20 protein-coding genes and 2 pseudogenes are annotated in these 24366 nt (G+C 50.0%); 7 read left to right on the forward strand and 15 right to left on the reverse strand.

Annotation, left to right across the window (positions count from 1 at the left end):
• Positions 1 to 2 precede the first annotated feature (2 nt).
• Both N4599_RS03190 and yaaA read right to left on the reverse strand, forming a co-directional pair.
• Entirely contained in the window at positions 3 to 1196 is a 1194-nt protein-coding gene (locus tag N4599_RS03190; RefSeq protein WP_260901931.1) for an NAD(P) transhydrogenase subunit alpha, read from the reverse strand.
• A 285-nt stretch (positions 1197 to 1481) separates the two neighbouring features.
• Positions 1482 to 2225 (reverse strand): peroxide stress protein YaaA, encoded by a 744-nt coding sequence (yaaA, locus tag N4599_RS03195; protein WP_191363349.1) that lies wholly within the window; start codon positions 2223 to 2225, stop codon positions 1482 to 1484.
• Positions 2226 to 2320: 95 nt separating this feature from the next.
• Between yaaA and N4599_RS03200 the strand changes: the two genes are divergently transcribed.
• The 5 genes from N4599_RS03200 to N4599_RS03220 all read left to right on the forward strand — a co-directional run bounded on the left by N4599_RS03200 (position 2321) and on the right by N4599_RS03220 (position 6207).
• Positions 2321 to 2806, forward strand: a complete 486-nt coding sequence (locus tag N4599_RS03200) for a YueI family protein (protein ID WP_260901934.1) — start codon at positions 2321 to 2323, stop codon at positions 2804 to 2806.
• Entirely contained in the window at positions 2806 to 4110 is a 1305-nt protein-coding gene (locus N4599_RS03205; RefSeq protein WP_260901936.1) for a replication-associated recombination protein A, read from the forward strand. The genes N4599_RS03200 and N4599_RS03205 overlap by 1 nt, the downstream gene beginning before the upstream one ends.
• Positions 4111 to 4412: 302 nt before the next feature.
• Entirely contained in the window at positions 4413 to 4706 is a 294-nt protein-coding gene (locus N4599_RS03210; protein WP_191363351.1) for a hypothetical protein, read from the forward strand.
• A 64-nt stretch (positions 4707 to 4770) separates the two neighbouring features.
• Complete coding sequence (locus N4599_RS03215; protein ID WP_003716066.1) at positions 4771 to 5262, forward strand: universal stress protein; 492 nt, start codon at positions 4771 to 4773, stop codon at positions 5260 to 5262.
• Positions 5263 to 5364: 102 nt separating this feature from the next.
• Entirely contained in the window at positions 5365 to 6207 is an 843-nt protein-coding gene (locus N4599_RS03220; RefSeq protein ID WP_260901938.1) for an aldo/keto reductase, read from the forward strand.
• A gap of 117 nt (positions 6208 to 6324) precedes the next feature.
• Here N4599_RS03220 and N4599_RS03225 read toward each other — a convergent pair whose 3' ends face one another.
• The 7 genes from N4599_RS03225 to N4599_RS03255 all read right to left on the reverse strand — a co-directional run bounded on the left by N4599_RS03225 (position 6325) and on the right by N4599_RS03255 (position 14582).
• The gene (locus tag N4599_RS03225) at positions 6325 to 6651 is read right to left on the reverse strand and encodes a hypothetical protein (protein WP_260901940.1); all 327 of its coding nucleotides are present in this window, start codon (positions 6649 to 6651) and stop codon (positions 6325 to 6327) included.
• Positions 6652 to 6793: 142 nt separating this feature from the next.
• Positions 6794 to 8218, reverse strand: a complete 1425-nt coding sequence (gene araA / locus N4599_RS03230) for an L-arabinose isomerase (protein WP_056984385.1) — start codon at positions 8216 to 8218, stop codon at positions 6794 to 6796.
• Between the two features lie 197 nt (positions 8219 to 8415).
• Positions 8416 to 9774 carry a sugar porter family MFS transporter gene (locus N4599_RS03235; RefSeq protein ID WP_191363354.1) on the reverse strand — a complete coding sequence of 453 codons (1359 nt, stop codon included), beginning with the start codon at positions 9772 to 9774 and terminating at the stop codon, positions 8416 to 8418.
• Between the two features lie 322 nt (positions 9775 to 10096).
• Positions 10097 to 11176, reverse strand: a complete 1080-nt coding sequence (locus N4599_RS03240) for a GntR family transcriptional regulator (RefSeq protein WP_260901943.1) — start codon at positions 11174 to 11176, stop codon at positions 10097 to 10099.
• A gap of 80 nt (positions 11177 to 11256) precedes the next feature.
• Positions 11257 to 11988 (reverse strand): L-ribulose-5-phosphate 4-epimerase, encoded by a 732-nt coding sequence (locus N4599_RS03245; protein ID WP_003711408.1) that lies wholly within the window; start codon positions 11986 to 11988, stop codon positions 11257 to 11259.
• A gap of 17 nt (positions 11989 to 12005) precedes the next feature.
• Positions 12006 to 13610, reverse strand: coding sequence for a xylulokinase (locus tag N4599_RS03250; RefSeq protein WP_260901946.1), 1605 nt, complete (start codon positions 13608 to 13610; stop codon positions 12006 to 12008).
• Positions 13611 to 13691: 81 nt separating this feature from the next.
• On the reverse strand, positions 13692 to 14582 hold the full coding sequence (locus N4599_RS03255) for an ArsR/SmtB family transcription factor (RefSeq protein WP_003716026.1): 891 nt from the start codon (positions 14580 to 14582) through the stop codon (positions 13692 to 13694).
• 350 nt (positions 14583 to 14932) lie between these two features.
• Between N4599_RS03255 and N4599_RS03260 the strand changes: the two genes are divergently transcribed.
• Both N4599_RS03260 and N4599_RS03265 read left to right on the forward strand, forming a co-directional pair.
• Complete coding sequence (locus N4599_RS03260) at positions 14933 to 15904, forward strand: glycoside hydrolase family 43 protein (RefSeq protein WP_260901950.1); 972 nt, start codon at positions 14933 to 14935, stop codon at positions 15902 to 15904.
• 18 nt (positions 15905 to 15922) lie between these two features.
• Positions 15923 to 17191: an oligosaccharide MFS transporter gene (locus N4599_RS03265; protein ID WP_194176968.1), complete on the forward strand. Its 1269-nt coding sequence runs from the start codon at positions 15923 to 15925 to the stop codon at positions 17189 to 17191.
• A 132-nt stretch (positions 17192 to 17323) separates the two neighbouring features.
• Here N4599_RS03265 and N4599_RS03270 read toward each other — a convergent pair whose 3' ends face one another.
• The 6 genes and pseudogenes from N4599_RS03270 to N4599_RS03295 form a co-directional block, all read right to left on the reverse strand.
• Positions 17324 to 18211, reverse strand: coding sequence for a 3-hydroxyacyl-CoA dehydrogenase (locus N4599_RS03270; protein ID WP_194176969.1), 888 nt, complete (start codon positions 18209 to 18211; stop codon positions 17324 to 17326).
• Positions 18212 to 18367: 156 nt separating this feature from the next.
• The gene (locus tag N4599_RS03275) at positions 18368 to 21976 is read right to left on the reverse strand and encodes a KxYKxGKxW signal peptide domain-containing protein (protein WP_260901953.1); all 3609 of its coding nucleotides are present in this window, start codon (positions 21974 to 21976) and stop codon (positions 18368 to 18370) included.
• A gap of 233 nt (positions 21977 to 22209) precedes the next feature.
• Positions 22210 to 22566: pseudogene (gene tnpA / locus N4599_RS03280) on the reverse strand (IS200/IS605 family transposase); the annotation flags it as partial.
• Positions 22567 to 22600: 34 nt separating this feature from the next.
• Positions 22601 to 23524 (reverse strand): IS30 family transposase, encoded by a 924-nt coding sequence (locus N4599_RS03285; protein WP_260901955.1) that lies wholly within the window; start codon positions 23522 to 23524, stop codon positions 22601 to 22603.
• 92 nt (positions 23525 to 23616) lie between these two features.
• A pseudogene (locus N4599_RS03290) lies at positions 23617 to 23706 on the reverse strand (transposase); the annotation flags it as partial.
• A 21-nt stretch (positions 23707 to 23727) separates the two neighbouring features.
• The gene (locus N4599_RS03295) at positions 23728 to 24345 is read right to left on the reverse strand and encodes an IS3 family transposase (RefSeq protein ID WP_260901957.1); all 618 of its coding nucleotides are present in this window, start codon (positions 24343 to 24345) and stop codon (positions 23728 to 23730) included.
• Positions 24346 to 24366: the final 21 nt, after the last annotated feature.

The raw sequence follows: 24366 nt of genomic DNA on the forward strand, positions 1-24366 counted from the left end.
TCTTATTTTTGAGCTTGCTGCTCATCATCAGCAGGCTCTTGCTCTTCTTGCTTAATTTCCGGGAGACCCATCTGAGACCGCAACCGACCCGAGATGACTTCACCCTGATAAGTGGCAACTAATTCGGACATCACATCGTCAGTCGTGTCGATTTCAATATTGCCTTCCTTATTCAGCAGGGCCTTGATAACCGCTTGCACGTTCTTGGAGTACATCTCGGAAGAACTGGTTGCCAGGTCACTCGGCAGGTTATCCGCACCGACAATTTTGGCGCCATTAGCCGTTTCAACTACTTCGCCGGGCTTAGAACCAGCAACGTTCCCGCCGAGGTCACTCGCCGCGATGTCAATGAAAATCGAACCCGGCTTGGCTTCTTCCACGGACTTGGCGGTAACCAGCATTGGCGGCTTCTTGCCGGGAACCCGGGCCGTCGTAATCACGATGTCGCTGTCGGCAATAAAGCCGGCTAGTTCATCCTGCTGTTGCTGTTGCTCTTCCTTTGTCAACTGCCGGGCATAACCGCCCTTGCCAGCAGCGGAAACAGAACTGGTCAAGAACTTAGCCCCGAGTGATTCAACCTCACCCCGGGAAGCAGGCCGAACGTCATAGCCGGAGACAATCGCCCCGAGCCGTTTGGCGGTCCCAATCGCTTGCAGACCAGCAACCCCAGTCCCTAAGACAAGCACTTTTGCCGGTTTAGCGGTCCCAGCAGCAGTAATCATCATCGGAAAGTAGCGCATAAAGTGGTCAGCAGCAACCAGGGCGGCCTTGTAACCAGCAACCGAAGACTGCGAACTCAAAGCGTCCATGCTTTGCGCCCGGGAAACCGTCCGGGGCAGCAATTCGAATGAAAGGGCCGTTACCTGTTTTTCAGCTAACTGCTTGGCAACATCGTGGTCAACTGCCAGGGAAAGCAGGCCCAAAATTGCCTGCCCTGCCTTGAGCTGGTCCAGCGTCCCGTCGTCTGGGCGGTTCACCACCGTCACCAGGTTTGCTTGCGTCAAGGCGGCGTCCCGGTCGACAACCTTGGCCCCCGCCTCTTCATACTGTTGGTCAGCAAAGTTGGCTGCCGCCCCAGCACCCTTTTCAATGAGCACTTGGCAGCCCTGCTTAACCAATCTCTTAACAACACTTGGCACTAGGGAAACCCGGTGTTCAGCCGGTGCTTCCTTCAGCGCTGCAATTGTAATTGCCATACTGATTCCTCCTCATCTTTAATAATCAACCGCTTTCATTACCAATGATAGTCTACTTTGTATTTTAAATCACACTTTTTCAGACATTTTTGTGATTTTTTAGCCCTTTTTATCAAGGAGGGGCTAGTACAGCATATTGGTCTAGCTCATTCTTCGAATTCTCCCTGAACGCCACAATGAGCAAGCAGGCTCTGGTGGACAGCTCCCGTACCAGCTCGCTAATTAGCTTTAAAATAACAAAGAGGTCGAGTTAGCTCCCCCACCTCTTTAATAATTCTTTTCTAATCAAAGGGTAAACGCAAGGCTGTCAGCAGTAGAGAATTCGGGACGAAAACGGTAGCCACCGACCGCAAACTTTTTGACCCCCGCTAGGTCATGAATGTCGTTTTCCGCAAGGTAACGCACCATCGTTCCCCGGGCCATCTTTGCTCGGGTGGCCTTTTGCTTGACCCTGCCAGCAACCTCCTCGCCAAAGATACACTTGACTAACCGCCGTTCGCCAGTCACATAGGGACGGATGGCCTGTTCGTATTCCACTGACGCGAGGTCTAAAACTAGCTGGTCGTCCCAGTACAAACTATCCGCCAGCCGGCGCCCCCAAAACTGGTAGAGGCTCGCTGTTCCGGCTACGTGAGCACGGTCGCCCATCCCCAGGCGGTACGGCACGATTCCGTCAAAGGGCCGCAGGAGTCCGTAGAAACCGGAAAGGATCCGGAGGTGGTCCTGAATATACTGCAGTCCCTGATCAGAAAAGACGTCCGGCGCCATGTGCTGATACTGCAAACCGGTAAAGGCAATGATTGCTGGTGTAAGCTGGCGGTGTAAATCCAGCACCTGCAACCAGCGGTAATTTTTCTCCGCCAGTCGGGTGCTGCAATTCCACCATAGCCGGTGGAGTTCTTCGTAGCTCAGCGACCGCATCCAGGCTAAAATCTGCTCGGTTTCGGGCAAGAACTCCGGCAGGTCCTGGTAGGGAAAACTATCCTCATCAATCTTCATCGTACGAGCGGGCGCAATAATAATTTTCATCAGTGCTTTATCCTCCTTTTCAAGCCGTCAGGCAAGGCTTATTTACTAATTCAATGGTACAATAAAAACATTATTCTGACTAAGGAGGAATTAACGTGGCAGAAGAGAAAAAATCAGCACTAGAGCAGCGGCTCGATAACGGAATCTACGGGACGCCCCAACTCAAGCCAGACGAACAGCGCCGCTACCTGGGAACATTCCGGGAGCGGGTCTGCCTAACCATCAGCGTGGCGGAACTGCATGAACAGAATTGGGAATCCGCAATGGCCGCCGAATTCAAGCGGGGCATCGGCAACTTAGTCTTTTTAAACGGCAACCTCCCCCATGAGGAAATCCGCCCCTATGTCCGGGCAGCTTCCCAAGCCGGTGCCAGTTTTACTATGAAAACCGACCCTGAGTTTAAAACCGCTCCCGACTCCCTGGCCGTGGTGGTGGCAGCTAAAGAAGCTGTTTACCAAAGTCCAGTCGACGTCAAGAAACGCTACCCCCAGCTAGTCGCAACCGGAACGGCTAACGAACAGCAGACTAAGCAGCAAGAGACCGGTGGCTTCTTCCACCGCCTCTTCCACCGGGAGGGATAATGATGGAACCACTCGCCTATCGAATGCGGCCCCGGACACTTGAAGAAGTCGTCGGCCAGCAACACCTGGTCGGCCCTGGCAAAATTATTGCCCGGATGGTCAAAGCCCGGATGCTTTCCTCAATGATTCTCTACGGCCCGCCGGGTACCGGAAAGACCAGCATTGCCAGCGCCATCGCCGGTTCCACCAAGTACGCCTTCCGCAAGCTCAATGCCGCAACGGATAGTAAGAAGGACTTACAGGTCGTAGCCGAAGAAGCCAAGATGAGTGGGACCGTTATCCTCCTGCTGGACGAAATCCACCGCCTGGACAAAGCCAAGCAGGACTTCCTCCTCCCCCACCTCGAGAGCGGGCGGATTGTCCTCATCGGCGCCACGACGGAAAATCCTTACATCAGTATTAATCCCGCCATCCGGAGCCGAACCCAGATTTTTCCGGTTCATCCCCTGAGCAGCGACGACGTCAAGGTGGCAATTGCCCGGGCGCTGACCGATAAGGAGCGGGGGCTGGGAAAGCTGCCGCTCGTGCTGGAAGCCAATGCTGAGGAACAATTGGCCCGGGCAACCAACGGGGACTTGCGCAGCGCCCTCAATGGTCTGGAACTGGCTGCCCGGTCAACTGATCCTGGTCCTGACGGAAAGATTCATCTGACGCTGCCAGTAATTGAAGAAAGCGTGCAAAAGAAAGCCCTCACCGCCGACAAGGATGGGGACGCCCACTACGACGTCATCTCCGCTTTTCAAAAGTCGATTCGCGGTTCTGATGTCGACGCGGCCCTCCACTACCTTGCCCGTTTGATTGAAGCCGGGGACCTCACTTCAATCGTCCGCCGATTGATGGTGATCGCCTATGAAGATATTGGCCTGGCAAATATGCCGGCAGTCCAGCGGGCAGTCACCGCGGTTCAGGCAGCCCAGCAGGTTGGCTTGCCAGAGGCACGAATCCCGCTTGCCGACGTGGTAATCGAACTCTGCCTCTCGCCAAAGTCTAATTCTGGAATCAGCGCAATTGACCGGGCCCTCGCCCAGGTCAAGCAGGGCGGCTACGGTGATGTCCCGGCCTACCTGAAGGATGCCCACTATAAGGGCGCCGCCAAGCTCGGCCATGGGGTCGACTATCAGTTCCCCCATGATCATCCCCAAGACTGGGTGGCCCAGCAATACCTTCCCGACCGGATCAAGGATGCCCAGTACTTCCAGCCAAAGCAAAACGGCCGCTTCGAGCAGGCCCTCGGCAAGCAGTACTGGCAACTGCGGCGTGCTCAGCGGCAGGCCCTCGGTGGTCACCACCACCCGACGAAATAATTGCCACCCGGACCAAAAAATGCTAACATAAGAATTGAAAATTCTGTGGTGTACGCGTTGTCTAAACGCAGGTTTGCCTTACAGTCTTTTTACTTTGGGACTAGTGTCATGTCTTCTTTTACAACATGCCTTTTCACTTGGTAGTTGGCGACTAGACAACCGTGTCCCACCTGTTTTACACACAGGTCAACACTGAATGACAATTAACGGCACTAACGGAGTTTTCGTACATAACAGCGGCCGGTGACATGGTAGCCATTTGTCACCAGCCGCTTAATTATTAAATAAAGGACTGTCGACTGATGCTTTTACCAATCTTAGTGACCCTTTTCGGGCTAATTGCCCTGTTTGAGGGTGTTTTCTTCCTGACCCACCTCCATAAGGACTTCCTGATCCTTGAACCCACGCGCAGCCCCTTCGTCGCCCGCCAATTAAAAGTCTGGGGAATCATCCTAACCATTTTGGGACTGATCACGGTTGGCGCGGCGTGGACCGATAACATTACTTTTATTGTAATCATGGTCGTCCTTGGCTGCATTTTAGAAACCCAGATGGCTTTTTCGGTCACCAGCGAATTTCGGGCTAAGTACCACTAGGTTCTTTACCGCCAATGGTAGAAAAGTGTATAATAATAGTAAATAAGTTTAAGGAGGCACTATTATGGCACAAACATACAAGCACATTTTGGTTCCTGTCGATGGCTCTGCGGAAGCTGAACTGGCCTTCAAGAAGGCCGTGGCCGTTGCTAAGCGGAATGGGGAAGATGCGGAATTACGGCTGCTGCACGTTGTCGACACCCGGGCGTTCCAAAATATTTCCAGTTTTGACACCTCAATGGTCGAACAAGTAACGGATACCGCCAAGAAGACGCTGGATAAGTATATCGATTACGCCAAGAAACAGGGCGTTAAAAACGTCAACTACTCAATTGAATACGGTGCACCAAAGACCATTATCGCCCGTGATGTCCCTAAGGAAATGGGTGCTGACTTAATCATGATCGGTGCTACGGGGCTTAACGCGGTCGAACGGATTCTAATCGGTTCTGTAACTGAATACGTTACCCGGACGGCAATTTGTGATGTCCTGGTAGTTCGGACCGATTTGGACAACAAGCCAATTGCTAACCCTAAGAAGCGCAACAAGCGTTAATTAGCGATTAATTTAACTTCAAAAATGCTTCATATTGTCGATAAGCGACGCGGATATGGAGCATTTTTATTTCACCCTTAAATTTTAAAAGGAGGAACCAGCGTGAATTCCAAAACCAATTTACTAACCCTTGCCGATGGTCAGCAAATGCCGCAAGAAGGGTTCGGCCTCTATAAAGTTACCGGCCAGCAAACGATTTCCGCGGCAATCGCCAGTGCCTACCAGGCCGGCTACCGGCTGTTTGACACCGCCCAGCTCTACCAAAACGAAGCCGAGGTTGGGCAGGCCCTCGCTGACCTGCGCGTCCCCCGGGAAGAACTGTTCGTGACCACTAAAGTCGCCGAAGAAAACCAAGGCTACCAGCGGACGATTGCTTCGGTGAAGGATTCCCTTCATAAGCTCCAGCTTGACTATGTTAACCTCCTGATGATCCACTGGCCGATTGAGCGGGCCTTCTTCGATAGCTGGCAGGCCCTAATCGACCTTAAAAAGGCGGGCCTAACCAAGTCCATCGGGGTCAGCAACTTTCAAATGATCCACCTGCAACACCTCGCGACCCAGGCGAGCGAGCTGCCAGTCGTCAACCAAATTGAACGGCATCCCCGGTTAAACCAGGCCCCCCTGGTCAAGTTTGACCGTGAGCACGGCATTGTGACCCAGGCCTGGAGTCCGCTGGGCCGGGGAACCATCCTCGCTAATCCGGTTCTCAAGCAAATTGGCGACCACCACCATAAGTCCCCTGCCCAGGTGGTCCTCCGGTGGCACCTGCAAAGCGGGGTCGCCTTTATTCCTAAATCTGTCCACCAGGCCCGAATCGAGCAAAACATGGATATTTATGACTTCGAACTAACGGCTGACGAAATGGCTAAGATCGACGCCCTCAATGATTTTCACCGGACAGGCAAGGAACCCGCACTGGTCTACGAATATAATAAGAAGTGGTAAACGCGAGCGGCTGTGGTCAAGCGCTGGTTCAACAACGTTTGATCTGCTAGTCAGCGATTAGCTTTAAACTAATAATGAGGCAGAGAGAAAACAAGTTTTCTCTCTGCCTCATTTAACTTATTGATGGCTAAACTGCGCTTTGATTCGGCGCGGCTGGTGTTGGTGCCAGTAGCCGATTCCATTAACGTGGCGGTAATGATCCCACTCATGCTTTTTAATCAGGAGACGTTTCTCTGGTTCACCCACTGGCGATACGTCCACCTTATCCATGCAGTATAAGTACATAGCAAGCAGGATCGTGTCGGAAACGATGCCCACTCCGGTAAAGAGGAGCAAGAAGCCAACTACGGAGAAGACCTTTTCAAACTTTGTCCACCGCCGGTAGTAAATTACCCCTTCTTGGAGCCTATCTGTCTCGACTGGTTTTAACTTATGAAACTTCACTAATCCTGCCTCCAGTTCTTATTTACTAACCATATTCTATACTTATCCGGACAAATATGCAAGCGGTTCCAGATAAATCAGCTAATAAAAAGGCGGCCACCAGGAAAGCGGCCGCCTTTAATATAAGGGGTGAACATGTTAATTACTTGATGTCGATCAATTCGATGCCGAACAGGTTGGCAAGAGTTGCCATCTGATCCATCGTCAGGTTCATAGAAAGAACAGTGTGGTGACCACCACCATTGTGCATCCAGGCGGTAGCGCCCTTCTTTAAGCCGCACTTTGGCGTCCACATCTGCTTAGCAACTGGCAGGTTTGGCATTTCCTTTTCTGGCTTAGCACAGTCCACGTCGTAAGCAATGAACTTGTAGCCATCATCGAAGTATGACAGGGTAACGTCGATTCCTTCGCCTTCTGAACCGGTGAATACCAACCGTGCTGGGTCGGCCTTGTCACCGATGTCCAGTGGGTGAACTTCAACCCGTGGCTTGTCAGAAGCAAGGGTTGGGTCAACTTCCAGCATGTGGGAGCCCATAATTGCCTGGTGACCAGAACGCAGGTCCAGGGTGTAGTCTTCCATGAAGGCCGTTTCCTTGTTTTCAGCCGCAATCTTCAGCAGACGGGAAAGACCAGCGGACTTGAAGTCCCCTTCGGCACCGAAGCCGTAACCATCAATCATCAGCAATTGAACGGCTAAGCCTGGTAACTGTTCCAAGCCTTCCAGGTCTTGGAAGTTGGTGGTAAAGGCATCGTAGCCCTTTTCGTCTAGGAAGTGCTTAATTCCTAAGTATTCACGCAGTTGGTAACGAACGGAGTGCACGTACTTGTCGTGGTCGTTGTCGCCTTCAACCATGTCGTAGTTTTCTTCCAGCCGCTTGTACTGTTCGTCAATTTCTGCTTCGCTAACCGCGTTAACAGCGGCAACCAGCTCAGCTACTGGCCAGTAGTCAACGGTCCAGCCCAGCTTGATCTGGGCAGCGACCTTGTCACCTTCCGTAACGGCAACGTCACGCATGGTGTCGCCGAAACGAGCAATCTTAATCTTGAAGCTCATGTCGTAGGCAATCGCAACTTTTTGCCAGTCAGCGATTTCTTCTTGAACTTCGGGATCGTTCCACCAGCCGTAAACAATCTTTTCAGGAACGCCAAGACGGGCGTTGATGTAGTCGTATTCACGGTCGCCATGGGCACTCTGGTTCAGGTTCATGTAGTCAAAGTCAATGGTGTCAAATGGGATGTGGTCCAGCATTTGGGTTGCCAGGTGCAACAATGGCTTTTGCAGCAACTGGGTTCCCCGAATCCAGTTCTTAGCTGGTGAGAAGGTGTGCATCCAGGTCATTACCCCGGCAACCTTATCATTGTAGTTAGCATCCTTCATGAACTTCGTGATGCTATCAGCAGTGGTGGCAACCAGCTTAAAGACTACCTTGTATGGCAGCTTGCCGCTGGCGTTTAAGCCGTCAACCAGCTTGCGGCCATCCTTTTCAACCTGCTCTAAGGCTTCTGGACCATAGAGGGGTTGACTACCAACAGCAAACCAAAATTCGTAATCTGGAGTTTTTAACATAGTGAACAGATCTCCTTTATCTTAAATGATCTCGCAATCAATAGCTTGTTACTAAATCGCTTACATTAACATTATATATAATTTGTACGGATAAATCAATAAGCAAATCAAAGTAATCACATAAATTACTAACAAGAAAAAGAAGCGGAATCAGACTAGACAAACCAGCCCGATCCCGCTTCCACTTTCACTAGAAATTATGCCTTCTTCTTAGCAGCAGTCATCTTGCGCATTGAAGCTTCGATCTCTTCCAGCGACTTCCCCCGGGTTTCCAGGAAGAACTTGTTGGTAAAGATGATACAAATGACACAGATAACACCGTAGATAATGAAGGTATTCGCAATGTCAAACGCTGCTAGCATGGTTGGGAAGGTCAAGGAAACAACCATATCAGCCAGCCAGTTCGTAGCGGAACAGAGGGAAGTCCCCAGCCCACGGATGTTCAGTGGGAAGACTTCACCAATGTAAACCCAAGTAATTGGTGCCCAGGTACATGCGTAAAAGGCAATGTAGACGGTCAGCGCAATCGCACTGACGTAAGCAGCGGCTTGGGAACCGCTATCCATCTTCAGGATTGCGGCCATGACAAACAGTGACAGACCCATGCCGGCAGCACCAACGGTCAGCATCTTCTTCCGGTCAACGTGGTCCATCAGCAGCATAGCAACCACCGTCACAATCACGTTAACGATCCCGATACCGATGTGGGCCAGCAAGGCAGCGGCCACACCCCAACCAACTTTGGTAAAGATGGTTGGTGCATAGAAGATAACTGAGTTAGAACCGATAATCTGTTGGAAAATGGCCGCCCCTAACCCAGTAACCAGGGCTGGCCGAACATCAGCACCGAACAGTTCTTTCCAGCCACCCTGCTTTTGGTTGGCGGAAACCTGAATTTCTTCCAAGGCAGTGTCAACGGCTTGTTCATCACCCTTGTTGGTGTTCATCAAAACGGCCCGGGCTTCATCAGTCTTACCAATTTTAACTAAGAACCGGGGACTTTCTGGCAGGAGAAGGGCACCGAAGAAAAGAATAATAGCAGGTAATGCAGCAAATCCCAACATCCAACGCCAACCAGTGTACATCCCTTGGAAGGTGTAGTTCAAAATGTAAGCCAACAGGATCCCAATCATGACCATCAGTTGGAACATCGTCGCTACCGCACCGTGCATCCGTTTTGGTGCCAGCTCGTGCAGGTAGGCAGGAATCAACGCTGAGGTGATCCCAACACCAATCCCCAAGATAACCCGGGTTACCAACAGTGTCCAGTATTCTGGCGCAAATCCTGAACCTAAGGCACCAATCGTAAAGATAATTGCGGCCCAGATCAATAGCTTCCGCCGCCCGTACTTATCTAGGAACTTACTCGTTCCCAACGCACCAAGAATGGCACCAATCAGAACGGACGAAACAACCATCCCTTGTTCCCAAGAGTTCAAACTTAACTGCTTTTGGATAAATAGAATGGCACCAGAAACGGAAGCAATGTCGTAACCGAATAGTAAACCACCTAACGCCCCAAAAGTATAGATAAATCCATTTGAAACTTTCCTCAATGTTGTTCACTCCTATACTTTCTTAACAAATAACAACCTCAAAACTTAGAAACCACATGTGATAATTCTATAAATCATTTCCTTCAAGCGCTTACAAACACAGTATAGATTATTTGTCCGTATAAGTCAATAAAACGGTTACAATAATTTGGCGGATTATGCAGACAATTTTATTCTATACCGGACAAATCCTATTAAGGCGCGCTTTAAGCGGTAAAACTTCCCCAAAACAAATAGACACACGCCAGCAAAAATGCCGGCTAGCAACTCCTTATTTTACGGAATTGCCAACCGGCATTGGTATATTTGTCTGGTGGTTAATTTACTTTGTGAGGTCTTTTACAGACTGCCGCTCAATAATCTCGGGATGGTAAACAATCGGGTCAACCTGCTCCCCCTTGATCAGACGCAAAATCATCTTTCCGGCATCCATCCCCATCTTGTTCTTCGGGTGAACGACGGTCGTCAAGCCGGGCAGCACAGACGCGCTCAGTAAGTAATCGTCAAAGCCGACAATACTAATATCATCGGGAATTTTCATTCCCAGCGACCGGACAACGTCCATCACCTGAATCGCTAGCTGGTCATTGTAGCAGGCAATCGCCGTTGGCCGTTCCATCCCTTGCAGATGCTGGGCCAGCTTGGCAAAGATGGAGGCGACATCATCGCTGGACTGGTACATAATCACATCACTCAGCAGGGTCTTATCCGGGTGCGCGGTGTAGGCATCCATGAAGCCCTGCAGGCGCCCCACCCCCTGCATATCGTCAATCTTGAAGATCCCCAAAATCCGCTCGTGGCCCTTGTCAAACAGGCCGTTTACCAGCTGCGCTTCCGTTTCCCGGTCTGCCAAGTCAATGTACGGCAGGGACGAGTCGTTGTAGTGGGCATCAATAAACATTGCTGGGATCCGGGACTTTTCGATTTGCTGGTAGAGGTCTCGGTTGGGGTTCGGCCGGGCACTTTGGGTCGGCTCCAAGATTAGGCCATCGACATTGCTATCCAGTATCCGTTGCAAGCTGAGCCGTTCCTGGTCGTGATCGTTGTGGGTATTGCCCAAGAGAATCGAGTAGCCCTGACTAGAGAGGGCCCGGTCAATCCCGCTAATGATGCTGGGGAAAATGTAATCTGCCAGATGGGTCGTAACCACCCCGATGACCTTCTGGTTAACCGGCTGGTCATGGTTGTTGTGCCAATCCTCGACAAACATTCCGCCACCTTGGATCCGGTAAATGTAATGCTCGTTCTCGAGTTCTCCCATGGCCCGGCGAATCGTGTAACGACTGACCTGGTACTCCTTCATCAGCGCCGATTCCGTTGGCAACTGGTCCCCCGGCTGGTATTGTCCAGAGCTAATCACCTCGCGAATTTTTTCCTTAACTGTTTCGTACTTAGTTGCCATGATGTCTCCTAACTAAACCGAGCCGTGACCCAACTATCCAGTTGTCCACGACTCAGTTAATCCTATTTTAAAAAATATCGTTAATTTTCCCGCTTAGCATGGTCCTTGCTGTGGGCGTTGTTTTGGCCGTAGTAAGCATTTGCCCCGTGCTTGCGGTAGTAGTGCTTATCCAACAGGTATTGTGGCAGGTGGTTGTCCGCCCGGGTCAGCTGCAGGGTGTGGTAGTCTTCTTCAGCAACGACTTCCAGCACCTTGGCATTGTAGACCGCCTTGTCTGGAGTTGGTCCCCAGGCAAATGGCCCGTGCTGCATCACTAGGGCAGCTGGCGTCGCTTCGTAATCGAGACCCCGTTCCTTGAAGGAGCGAACGATTACCTTCCCGGTGTTGCCCTCGTAATCCTCTTCGATTTCTTCCTTGGTCAGGGCGTCGGCAGCCGGCACATCCGTGTAGAAGGTATCAGCGTGGGTCGTGTTCATCGCTGGAATATCCATGTGAGCCGCCGCAAAGGACACTGCCCATGGGGAGTGGGTGTGGACAATCCCCCCGATCTTTGGGAAGTGGTTGTAGAGGTAAGTGTGCGTTGGGGTGTCACTGGATGGGTTGAGGTCCCCTTCGACCACTTCCCCGTCCAAGTTGACTACCACCATGTCTGAGGGCTTCAATTCTTCATACGGAACACCGGACGGCTTGATTACAAACAAGCCCTTCTCCCGGTCGATTCCGGAAACGTTCCCCCAGGTAAAAGTGACCAGACCTAACTTAGGCAGCTTCATGTTGGCTTCGTAAACTTCTTGTTTTAATTCTTCAAGCATTGTAAATCTCCTTTGGCTTAGTTTAACTTCATATCTTTACCGGCTTTGATTTCTGCTGGCAAAGCTGCTTTATAGTTGTCGATAAACTTTTCATAGCCCTGGACACTTTCAGGTTCAGGGTACAGGGTTGCGCTCTCGCTGTCAACAAATACTTCGTCATCCAGGTAGTCTGCCAGGTTTTTACCCTTGTTATCACTGGCGTAGAGGGCTAAAACAGCCATCCCCCATGGGCCACCCTCACCGGCATTGCTCATCAGAGTAATTGGGGTGTTCAGGGCGTCTGCCAAGACCTGTTGGGCAACTACCGGGGTCTTGAACAGTCCCCCTTGCGCAATCAAAACATCCGTTCGGATATGTTCTTCACGGAGGAGGATGTCCATCCCGATTTTAAGGGGTGCAAAGGCAGAGTAGAGCTGAACCTTAAAGATGTTTGCCAGGGTAAAGTGGCTGTCCGGCTTACGGACCATCATCGGCCGTCCGTCCTGAACCTTGGTGATGTTTTCACCGGACAGGTAGCTAAAGTTGACCAAGCCCCCGGCGTCCTGATCACCCCGCAGGGAAGCATCAAAGAGCTTTTCGTAAAGCTGGTTCGGTGACAGGTTGACCCCCAGAACCTTGGCAAACTGGTTGAAGACACTGGCCCAGGCATTGATGTCGGACGAACAGTTGTTGGTGTGGACCATTGCCACTGGTGCCCCGTCCGGTGTCGTTACCATGTCGATGTCCCGGTGAACCTTATTCAGTTTCTGGTCGAGGACCACCATTGAAAAGGCGGAGGTCCCGGCAGAAATGTTTCCTGTCCGCTTCCGGACCGCGTTAGTAGCAACCATCCCGGTCCCGGCATCCCCTTCTGACGGCGCAATCAAAGAACCGGCTTGCAACTGGCCACTAATGTCGAGGAGTTTGGCCCCCGCTTCGGTTAGTTTCCCGGCTGGCTGACCAGCTAAGAGGACGTCCGGCAAGATCTCCCTGATATTCCACGGGTACTGGGCAACCTCCGGCAGACTGGCAAACTGCTCCAACATCTTGCCATCGTAGTTCTTCATCGCTTCATCAATTGGAAACATTCCGGAAGCGTCACCGATTCCCGTGTTCTTGTTGCCAGAGAGCTTCCAGGAAACGTAGCCGTCCAGGGTGGTGATGAAGTCAATGTCCTTGACATGGTCTTCCTTGTTCAGGATAGCCTGGTAGAGGTGGGCGACACTCCACCGTTCTGGAATATTGAAGTTAAACAGCTTCGTCAGCTTTTCGGCTGCCTCGCCGGTAATGTTGTTCCGCCAAGTCCGGAACGGCACGAGCAGGTTGCCGTCCTGGTCAAACGGCATGTAGCCGTGCATCATGGCACTGATTCCAATCGAACCGATCTTCGTCAGCTTGAGCCCGTATTCCTCACTCACGCTGGCGGCCAAGTTAGCATAGCTGGTCTGGATTCCCTTCCAGACCTTTTCCAACGGGTAGGTCCAGATGTTGTCATGCAGCTCGTTTTCCCAAACGAAGTCCCCAGAAGCAACGACTTGGTAGTCATCGGTTACCAAGACCGCTTTGATCCGGGTCGAACCTAATTCGATTCCCAAAGCAGTGTTGGCGCTTTCAATTTTTTCTTTAATGGCACTGTTATTCACAGGAATAGCCTCCCTTGTAATTCAATCTTCAACACCCATATTGTAAAATATTTGTCCGTACAAATCAAACTAATTTATTAGTTAACTGTAAAATAATTTCATTTGCAGGCTCTCCCGGAAGTTGCCAAAGCCCTGGCCGTAAATGGTACAGCCCCCTTTATGGGTGGCCGTCTTCTTGACTTCAAAACGGAGGACAAAGCGGTCCGGATCGTAACTCAGGTCCGCCAATGAGACTGGTGACCAGGGTTGCCCATCCAGGTAAGTACCGTGGTCGGTAATCCGGAAAGTCTTTTGCAGGCCATACTGGTTGACGTTATTCGGCACCCAGGCCGGCGTGTACTTTCCCCGGACATCCGAAAAATCCCCTGGTGAAGTCCAAAAGCCCAGCTCGGTGCCGTTCACGGAAACCGTGATATCGGACGGCCAATTATTATTAGAAAAGGGAAACTCACTCCCGAGTTCCGCCACGATATCAATCATCTGGAGGTGGTCACTGTCCTTGAGGTGGTTGGGCAGCTGGTATTCAAGGTAGCCGTCGTTGAACCAGACCATCCCCGCTTCCATCCGGTGAGGATCCATGAAGTAGGATGGGTTGTCGACCTTGCCGATATAATCGGTGCGGCCTGCCATCCCGCAGGAGGGTTTGACGGAGAAGTTCGTAAACTGGCCGACCGGGACCTCGGTTTTATAAACATTGAAGAGTTCATAAATGGTCTTTGGAAAGGCAATGTTAATTTTATCTACCTTAATTTTGGCAACCTTCTTATGCCCGACCTGGTTAAATTGAATAATTTCCGCCTTTGCCAGTTTTTTCAGGTGACGGGCGGTAATGGTCGCACTCAGCCCCAAGTGCGCCGCCAGCTCCTCGATGCTGAGCTGTTCCTTCGACAATAATTGGATGATTTCTAACCGCACGGGGCTGGCAAGTGCCTTATACACATCCAAATAGTCCTGTGAAATGGTAGTTTCCACCCTTTTCTCCTCCTTCTCCAAACCAAAAAGTTGATATTAATGCAACAACACTACAAAGTACTGATAACTAAGCATTTTTAATAATAAATTCTTTAATACCGACGTTAAGAAACAGTCCACCTTCTTGCAAACTAGGCTAACTTGCTTAGTTTGACCCATTTTTGCTTTTTTAGCCAACTTTTTAGTTATCTTTTTCACTAATTATGACACCGGTTACAAGAAACTGTCAATCAAATTATTGAGTTTAGTAAAATTTGTTCAATAAATTATTAACAACGTCTTGAAACCCCTTTCTTCTGACGGTATCTTATGCTTGTAAAATCAATTATCTGTTTTGAGGAGGATTTCTAATGGCAGAAATCAACTACACCGCCCCGCTGATCATCCAGCGGGCGGATCCATACATCTATCGGCACACCGATGGCTACTACTACTTTACCGCTTCGGTGCCAGCCTACAACCGGATTGAAATTCGGCGGGCACGGACAATCGAGGGCCTGGCCCATGCTGCTCCCCGGACAATCTGGCGCAAGCATGACGAGGGACCAATGAGCCAGCTCATCTGGGCACCGGAACTTCACTACATCGATGGCAAGTGGTTCGTCTACTTTGCCGCGGCTGAAACGACGGCCTTCGACGAAAACGGAATGTTCCAGCACCGGATGTTCTGCATTGAATGTGACCAGGACAACCCAATGGTGAAAGAAGAGGACTGGATCGAACGCGGCCAAGTCAAGACGCCGATGGATTCATTCTCCCTGGATGCCACGACCTTCGAACTGAACGGTAAGCTCTACTACGTTTGGGCTCAAAAAGATCCTGACATCAAAGGGAACTCCAACCTCTACATCGCGGAAATGGAAAATCCATGGACACTCAAGACTAAGCCGGTCATGCTGAGTAAGCCGGAATACGACTGGGAAACCAAGGTCTTCTGGGTTAACGAAGGTCCTGCAGTACTCCACCGCAACGGTCGCCTCTTCCTGACCTACTCCGCCAGCGCCACCGACGAAAACTACGCGATGGGAATGCTGACCTGTGACGATGACGCCGACGTGCTCGACGCCGCCAACTGGTCCAAGTCAAAGACGCCGGTTTTCCAAAGTGACATTGACCACGACCAATTTGGTCCCGGCCACAACTCATTCACGGTTGCTGAAGATGGCAAGACCGACCTGATGGTTTACCACTGCCGGAACTACACCGATATCAAGGGTGATCCCCTGTACGACCCGAACCGCCACACCATCGTCAAGCCTTTCACTTACGATGAAAACGGGGTTCCTGAATTTGGCAAGCCGGTTCCATACAACTACAAATAATAGAAAGGACTGTTGATTTTGGATAACGCACAAAATAACGCTCCACAAAAGCACCGGAGCAAGGATTTCTGGGGCTTCCCACTAACCGCCCTCACCTACTTCTTCTGTTGGCAAATTATCTTCGGTTACCTGACCCTGTGGCTCAAGCAGGTTGCCCACCTGAATGGGGTCGAAGCCGGGGTTATCTTCTCCATGATGTCTGGTTTGTCACTCCTGTTCCAACCAGTCTTCGGGGTTCTCTCTGATAAGCTGCTCTTCAAGAAGAACCTGGTTTTGACCATTTCCTGTGGTTTAATCCTGGTAGGTCCATACTTTACCTTTGTTTTCCTGCCACTGATGCACGCAACTAACCGCCTCTTTGTTTCAATCATTACCGGGCTCTACCTCAGTTTTGTCCTGAGTGGTGGGGTCAGCACGATTGAACAATACATGCAACGTGCTAGTTTGGCCAACAAGTTCGAATATGCCCACGCACGGATGGGTGGTTCCCTTGGTGGGGCCATCGCTTCCTTCCTGGGTGGTAAGCTCTTCCTGTGGCACCCAGATGCAATTTTCTGGGGAATCACCGTTTCTGCAATTATCTTAACTTGCACCTTCTTATTCAGTGACAAGATCCATATGGAAAATGCTAGTGCCGCGGTAAGCAGCGACGACAAGCTTGACCTGTCCCTGCTCGGCTCCATCTTCAAGCTGCGTAACTTCTGGTTCCTGTGCTTCTTCTACATCGGGACCTCAGCCCTGTACGATGTCTTTGACCAACAATTCATCATCTTCTTCAAGGACTTCTTCCACTCTGCAGCAGCTGGTACTACTGCCTACTCTTACATGACCACCGCACAAATTGCTCTGGAATTCTTGCTGATGTTCCCAATGCCGTACATCATTAACAAGATTGGGGCCCGGAACGGTCTGATTGCTTACGGGACTATCCTGGCAATCCGGATTATCGGTTCTGCCCTGTCACCAAATGTTTACGTCATTGTCGTCCTGCGGTTGCTCGCCGGTTTCGAAATGCCACTGATCCTGACTTCCATCATGAAGTACATCTCCGGTAGTTTCGACCTTGGCTTGTTTGCGACGGTCTACGCCATCACTTGTAACTTTGCCAAGCAAATCTCCGTCTTCATCTTCTCGTCCTTAGCTGGTCACTGGTATGACGTTTTAGGTTTCCAGCACACCTACATGATTCTGGGAATCATCGTTGCCGTTGTCACCGTGATTTGCCTGTTCGGTCTAACTAAGGAAGACCCTGTTCAGGCCGGCGAAGTTAAGGAAGCCAAGAACTAAACTACTTTACACCTACACCCCAAATACACCTCACAAAGGGGCTTCAGAGTTCGGCTTTGCCGAGCACTGAAGCCCCTTTGTGTACTGCGCTTTTTTGTTAAAGTAATAGTAGCCTGTCTGGAGTAATTTAGTCTACTTAAAGAAGTCTGGATCCTGGTATTCAGGGTTAGGGTAGTGATAGAAGCCCTGGCCGGCCTCAACCCCGGTATGACCAGCGTCAATCATCGGCTTTAGCTTGTCAGCAATCTTCTTAAAGAGCTCATTATGGGTCTGCTCATACTGGTTCAGCACCACCGCGTAGGTTGTCCGCAAGCCCACGATGTCCTGAATCATAAACGGTCCCAGCGGCGAACCGTTGGAAATCATCCAATCCTTATCAATCGTGTGCGGGTCAGCAACCCCGTTTGCCCACAGTGCCATGGCGGCATTCAGGAGTGGAACCAGGAGTGCATTCATGATATAGCCGTGCTGTTCCTTCTTCAATACTACCGGTACCATCTTGATTGACCGGGCAAAGACTACCAGGTCATCAATCACTTCCGGCTTCGTTTGCGGGTTGCCAACGATTTCGGCCACGTTGTGCTTCCAGATATGGTTGGCAAAGTGCAAGTGGGCAAAACGGTCGGGCCGGTCAGTAAAACCGACCAGCTCACTCGGGATAAAGGTCGAGGAATTACTGGTCAAAATCGTCTTTTCCGGCAACAGTGGGCATAGTTCTTCATAGAAAGCCTTCTTGATTTCCACTGACTCAGAAACGGATTCAATCACCAGGTCGGCATCCGCCACTGTTGCTTTCAGATCGTTGCTAATGCTGACGATGTTGTCCATCGCCGCTTGGTAGTCTTCTTCAGTCGCATCCATCTCCTTCATGAACGGCTCCTTAATCGCTGCCAACCGTCGCTCGGCCCGGTCGGTGTGCCGGTTCCAAATCTTAACCTGGTAGCCATAGCGAGCCGCCTGAAAGGCAATCTGGCTCCCTAAGACTCCCGCACCAGCAATTACCACATTCTTAATTTCCATAACAACGCCTCCTTAGTTTCTCTGTCTTTAGTCTATCATTTCTTGGAAGCGTTTTCTATAAATCTGGTTGCAGGCCCCTAAAGTTTATTTGCTAGCACAAAAAGGACTTCCAAAGCTGGCTGTGTCGTGCTTTGGAAGTCCTTGATATCCTAATTTTTAATTAAAGAAGTCGTGACCATCACCATAATTAACCATGTCCTGGTTGATTTGACCCAGGTAGTAGGACTGCTGAACGGCATCACTGCCATCCTCACCAGCAGCATAGCGACTAATCAGGGTGTAGCGGTGCCCAAAGGCAAACTGTGGCGTCTGCAAGCCAATCTTAAAGCCCGACTCGCCAGCATTCTGGTACTGGTTGCCATAGAGGCGGGCAATATCTGGGCGGCTCGTGTCCCGGGCCGGCAACATTGGGTTCCCGTAGGTCGCACCGCCGACCTGCTGGCCAGTCGTGTTATCAATTAACATGATGTCGTGGTACGGGCGACCAGTAACGGCATTCGAGGCGTGCCAGCCGCTAGCAAAGAAAAAGATCCGGTTCGGGTTATCGGAGCTCAGGGCCGGGTTGATGAAGACCGCCCACTTGTCGAGTGCGCCGACCCCATCACCGGTCCCCCGGACAGCCCGGGAAGCTGGTTGGGCCGCCGTGAATGTCTGCGGGGCAAACCAGTAGTCCGTCGCATTGCCGTTACCAGCCGGGTCAGTAGTCCAGCGACTGACGATTGCGAGCCGGTGGCCATCAAGCTGGGCCGGATCAAAGGCAAAGTTGACGTTGAAGCCGGACTCCCCAGCATTCAGAATTGTCGGGAAGGCCCGGGCGACGTCCGGACGTTGTACCAGCGGCGTTTCCACCCGGCTAACCTCGTAACCCGTTGTTTGGTCGAAGAGGATGACGTAGTGGTATTGCTTGCCAAGGGCCTGGTTAGAAGCGTGCCAGCCGGTCACGGTCAGTTGACCATTGTTGAGACTAAAGCCATCCAGGCTGGCCCGGTTGCTCTGGTCACTAACCAGCAGTTGCGGTGCGAACCAGTAGTCGACATAGTCGCTGTTCTCGTTGCCAGCGGAAGTCCAACGACTGATGATTTGAATCTGGTCATGGGCCATTTCCGGTTGAAAATCAAAAGCGGCACTGAAACCGGAATCAGCGGCGTTATAAATCGTTGGAAAGGCCTTCGCAACGTCAGGCCGGGCCAGGCGGCCAACAGTTTGCCGACCAAGTTCCCGGTGCTGGGTGGCATCATACAGGATGATCACGTGCTCATCAGTTCCCATCTGGTTGGTAGCGTGCCAACCGCTAACACGAAGCTGGTTGCCGCTAAGAGAAATATTATCTAAGTTAGCGTGATTTCCCTGGTCGAGCCGCATTGCAGGCATCCAGTAGTCGGTGTGATTACCTTCACCGTTAGTAGCATCATCAGAGTAACGAGAGATAATGCTCAGTGAATGCTGGCTCGTGCTTTGAAGGAGGGCAAACCGGGCCTCAAAACCGGACCGATTACTATCGAGGACGTTTTGGTACTGACGCGCAACGTCCGGCCGCTGGATCGGTTGGGTGGCAAAGTGCGGGTTCCCGTAAAAGTCACTGGCCTGGTCCTTGACTGGCATCCGAACGACCTCCTGGTGGGTATCGTTATCGTAGAGGATGACCCAGTGGTAAGGCTGGGCAAGGCTATTCCCCGCAACGTGCCAGCCGGAAACGACGAGGTCGATCCCGGTCCCGTTAGTACCGCGCTCCGCATGGTAGTTGTCAACCCAGCCGGCATTGACCTGGCTGTTGACTAAGCGGGGAACGGCCATCCAGCAGTCGGTCCGGTTGCCCTCCCCGTTAACGGCATCATCGGAGTAGCGGGCAATCACGGAAAGGTTGTGACCCAATTCGGCACGGGACAGGGTAAAGGTGCCGTCAAAGCCGGATTGACCACTGTTGGCAATTCCCGGAAAGGCACGGGCAACATCGGGACGGCTGACAACGTAATTATCAGCATCTGAGAGCTTAACCCGCTGAATTTCGGAATTGGTGGTGTTATCAAAGAGGATCAGCCAGTGACTGCCTTCGGTCACACTCCGGCCCGCGGCGTGCCAACCGACAACGTTCAGCTGGATATCACCATTCCGTGAATTAGTGCTTAAATGGTAGCCATCCAGGTTGGCCTTATTGGCATTCAGGTCGGTGACCGGGTTGAGGTTGTTGAAGTAGTAATCCTGGTACTGACCATTGCCGGCCGGGTCGTTGCTAAAGCGAGCAATCACCGTCAGACGGTCCCCGTAGGCATAGGTTGGGATGTCCACGTCAGCCGTAAAGCCAGCCGCCTGGCGCCCGTTGGTGTTCGGGTAAAGGCGGTCAACGTCTGGCCGGTCAACCAACTGGGCTTGGGCCCGGCCAACCTCCCGACCATTGTCCAGCACAATGATGTACGGGTACTGGTAGTCAGCGCTGGCGGAAGAAACGTGCCAGCCTGCTAAATGGAGCTTGCCGTTTTGCGCGGAGTAACTGTCAAGCCAGCCATTGTTTTGGCTGAGGTCAGGGGTATCCGGAATGCTGCTCGTTGGGGTGACATAAATCTGAATCGTATCGTCCTGGTCACCTAATTGCCAGTGCTGCCATGAGCTATCACTCGGGTCAAATTGGTAGCCAGCTGGCGCGTGGACAGAACTTGCCGCCACCTGGTCGCCGGACTTTCCAGTAAAAGTCTGAGTGCCAACGACTTGCCCTTGAGGGTTTAGGTATTGGACTACTAAGTTCACGGTTTGAGAATTCAACAACTGGTTGAGGTGATTTTGTTCCGTTTTTAGTTTAGCTTGGTCTTTTGTTAATCGCTGTTGGTACTGCTGTAACAGTGACTGAGCCGAATCTAATTCATTCTTAGCCTCTGTTAGTGAATTCCAAAGTGTTTTCCCTTCTTTAGTATACGTGAAGTAATCGTTAAATTCTTTTTCGTTATTTAGCTTTACAACTTCTTGATCCAACTGTTTCTTGGCAAATTCATAATTTGTTTTTGCCAGTTGGTAATCTTTGTCTAAATTAGCTAAATTTACTTTTAGATTCGTCCACTCATAATATTGGTCTTCAGTTTTGTGGTATCTGGTCATATCATGGTGGTCTTCTTCAGCAACTTTTAGGTAGTAATCTAAATCGGCCCGGTAATGAGTTAAAGGATCATCTGCTAACAATTTAGGATCAATGTTATTTAGAATTTGGGTGAGTTGCTCAAAACGTTCCTCTTTTGCACGTCTATTAGCAGGTTGTATTTCAGCACTTAATTTTTGATACTCCTGATTAGCTTTATCATACGAGCTTTTGTAAAATGAGTAGTCATTTTCTCGAGCAACCTTTAATGCATGGTCATAAGAAGCCTGTGCACTTTGATAATTTCTATTAGCGCTATCATAAGTTTCTTGCTGCTGATTAACCTGCTCCTGGTCTTGTTTAATGGCGGCCTGTCGTGCATCAACTACCTTTTGCTGTTCTGCCGCGGTCGATGCATTTGTGTTCTGAGTATCTAGCCAGCCAGAAACGGAACCATTAACGGTTGGGTACCCATCATAACTACCATCGACTGAACTATTAGTTGACGCTGATTGCGCAGTCGCAGTAACATTAACTGCCGGTTGACTAGTCAGCGCATCGGTTACAACCGGTTGGCTTTGCTCGGTCGTATCCGCATGAACCGAGGCCGTTGCCAAAGCAGTCCCGGCAGCAACCGCAAAGAGGGTTGCAACCAGCCAGTTTTTGCCGGCTTTGTATAGTTTCTTATGTTCTTTTGCCATTAAAAAATCTCCCCATCTCCGAAGTAAAATAACACCACTTATTTTAGCTCAATCTACTAAAGTCACGTTTCATTCAACGGTAGTATTGTGCATTAAACGGGACTTTTTTAAATCATAACCACCCGTCGAACGGGTGGTTTGCACATCGGCTATAAGCCGAAACGAAAAGCCGGCGTCTCAAGCCAAAATGCTCTGACTACTTCGCTGCTACTTTAAGTAGCGTTTGTGCTCCTTCACTTACCCTTAAAAGGGTCTGAGTATTCTGTACTTGTTAACTTGTCTATTGAAATATCATGCTTTTCCTGGTCTCGGATATATTTCTTAATTGTGGCTTCATTCATGCCAACTGTACTTAGGTAATATCCTTCTGCCCAGAAGTAGCGATTCCCAAACTTATACTTCAAATTGGCGTGACGATCAAACATCATCAATGCACTTTTTCCTTTTAGGTATCCCATGAACTGCGAAACACTCAACTTTGGTGGGATACTTACTAGTAAGTGTACGTGATCAGGCATCATATGCCCTTCTATAATTGCTACACCTTTATAGTTGCACAATAGTTTGATGTAATCTCTGAGATCTTTTCGATATGGCAGATTGCAAGAAATAACTTGAACGAATTTAATGACGTAAATTAAGCAGGAAGATCTCGATTGGTGTGCGCCAGTTAAGACATTTAAGTGGCCGGAAATTCAGATACCAATTGATTTGAACCAGCTGGCGATCGCTCAGCTCTTCAATAGCTTGTCCCTTGGGAATAAATCGTCGCAAAACTCGGTTACGATTCTCATTACTACCGCGTTCATGTGGTGAATAAGCATGGGCAAAATAAACCGGAGTACCAGTTTGCCGTTCAATTGTCTGATAGTTAGCGAACTCTTTACCATGATCCACGGTAAGCGTCTTGAGCTTGTCTTGAAGTTGACTAGCTAGTTCAACTACGGCTTGAGTCATGGACTGACTGTCGCGGCCATGGAGCCGTTTAACAATTGTCAGGCGACTCTTACGCTCCACAAAAGTAGCCACAGCTTGACCTTTACGCTTGCCAGAAAGCACGGTGTCAGCTTCAAAGTGGCCAAATTCCTGGCGAGTTTCGATTTTATGAGGACGCTCCTCAATTGAGCGGCCGTGACTGAATGTACCACGCTTTTCTTTAGCGCGATGGCGACGTATTCCATGATCAGGCAAATCAGATAACTGCACATCAAGCCATTTTTGATCAATCCAGTTATAAACCGTCTTGTAGGCAATCCCCACCACATGGGCAACTTGTTCAGGGGACCACTTCTGGACTTGAATCCTTTCCTCGACCAAGTGTTTAAGGTTTTTAGTGAGCGAAGACTTCCGCCTCCGTTGACTAACCTTTTGTTCAAAGTCAGTTTGCGCTAGCTCAGCCTGGTACTCACTATTTAGCCGGTGAAGTTCGTTAAAGATGGTGGTCTTACTAAAGCCTAAGTAGTTAGCGATGTATCGCAAAGAACGTCCTTCATTATGAAGCGTTTCAATGACAACGCGGTGCTGGAATGATAAAATAGTGGTGCCCATCAAGGTCCTTCTTTCTAATGGAATGTTGAGGTAACACCATTAAAGACCTTGATGGGTTTTTCTGTCCACTTAAATGTTCAACTTAAATTTTACAATCTGCCATATTGATTGAATATTATTTTACGTCTATACTTTGGAATGAATACGATATGGTACTTACATAACTGTGAAGTGCAAGACAAAAGTTAGGCAAAATTGAAATATTAAGCTGCTAAGGTATGATTTCGGTACTCAACCGGAGTCATACCTTTTGTTTTTAAGGTCGTTCTGACGTTGTTAAAGTACTGAACATACTTCTGGGAAAGTTCAGTTAGTTCTGTAATATCCTTACATGGTGGAAAGCCAGCCAGTAATTCCGTCTTAAATAAGTGAAAGGAACTTTCTATCGGAGCGTTATCCAAGCAGTTTCCTTTCCGTGACATTCTTTGAATAAACCGATGATCCACTAACTTTTGGGTATAGTAAGCTAACTGGTAATGCCAGCCTTGATCTGAATGGATAATTGGTTGGGCATCATCAGGTAAATGGTCGATTAATTCTGTCAGAGTTCGCATAATCAAATCTTTACTGGGTCTGGTGTTAATCTGAAAGGCCAGAATCTCTTGACTCGCTTCGTCAATCATTACCGAGATATAAGCCCATTGATGATTGGCTAAACGAACCTGCGTCACATCAGTATGAATAACCTGGTAAGGCCAAACTTCATTGAACTCTTGCTTTAATTTATTGTCTGCAACCTGACCAACAGTGCCATGATATGATGAATATTTACCATTCCGATGGCGATTGTATAAGCTTACTTGTATGTCTAATTCACGCATTAACTTCCGAATTGTATCACC

Origin of the sequence: Limosilactobacillus oris (assembly GCF_025311495.1) — a bacterium.
Taxonomy (GTDB): Bacteria; Bacillota; Bacilli; order Lactobacillales; family Lactobacillaceae; genus Limosilactobacillus; species Limosilactobacillus oris_A.

What these genes read in the sequence shown, in the direction of transcription:
- N4599_RS03275 (WP_260901953.1), bottom strand. Translation starts at nt 21,976, where the DNA reads ATGGCAAAAGAACATAAGAAACTATACAAAGCCGGCAAAAACTGGCTG.
- N4599_RS03245 (WP_003711408.1), bottom strand. Translation starts at nt 11,988, where the DNA reads ATGCTTGAAGAATTAAAACAAGAAGTTTACGAAGCCAACATGAAGCTG.
- N4599_RS03210 (WP_191363351.1), top strand. Translation starts at nt 4,413, where the DNA reads ATGCTTTTACCAATCTTAGTGACCCTTTTCGGGCTAATTGCCCTGTTT.
- N4599_RS03240 (WP_260901943.1), bottom strand. Translation starts at nt 11,176, where the DNA reads ATGGCAACTAAGTACGAAACAGTTAAGGAAAAAATTCGCGAGGTGATT.
- N4599_RS03285 (WP_260901955.1), bottom strand. Translation starts at nt 23,524, where the DNA reads ATGGGCACCACTATTTTATCATTCCAGCACCGCGTTGTCATTGAAACG.
- yaaA (WP_191363349.1), bottom strand. Translation starts at nt 2,225, where the DNA reads ATGAAAATTATTATTGCGCCCGCTCGTACGATGAAGATTGATGAGGAT.
- N4599_RS03295 (WP_260901957.1), bottom strand. Translation starts at nt 24,345, where the DNA reads ATGCGTGAATTAGACATACAAGTAAGCTTATACAATCGCCATCGGAAT.
- N4599_RS03260 (WP_260901950.1), top strand. Translation starts at nt 14,933, where the DNA reads ATGGCAGAAATCAACTACACCGCCCCGCTGATCATCCAGCGGGCGGAT.
- N4599_RS03215 (WP_003716066.1), top strand. Translation starts at nt 4,771, where the DNA reads ATGGCACAAACATACAAGCACATTTTGGTTCCTGTCGATGGCTCTGCG.
- N4599_RS03190 (WP_260901931.1), bottom strand. Translation starts at nt 1,196, where the DNA reads ATGGCAATTACAATTGCAGCGCTGAAGGAAGCACCGGCTGAACACCGG.
- N4599_RS03270 (WP_194176969.1), bottom strand. Translation starts at nt 18,211, where the DNA reads ATGGAAATTAAGAATGTGGTAATTGCTGGTGCGGGAGTCTTAGGGAGC.
- N4599_RS03205 (WP_260901936.1), top strand. Translation starts at nt 2,806, where the DNA reads ATGATGGAACCACTCGCCTATCGAATGCGGCCCCGGACACTTGAAGAA.
- araA (WP_056984385.1), bottom strand. Translation starts at nt 8,218, where the DNA reads ATGTTAAAAACTCCAGATTACGAATTTTGGTTTGCTGTTGGTAGTCAA.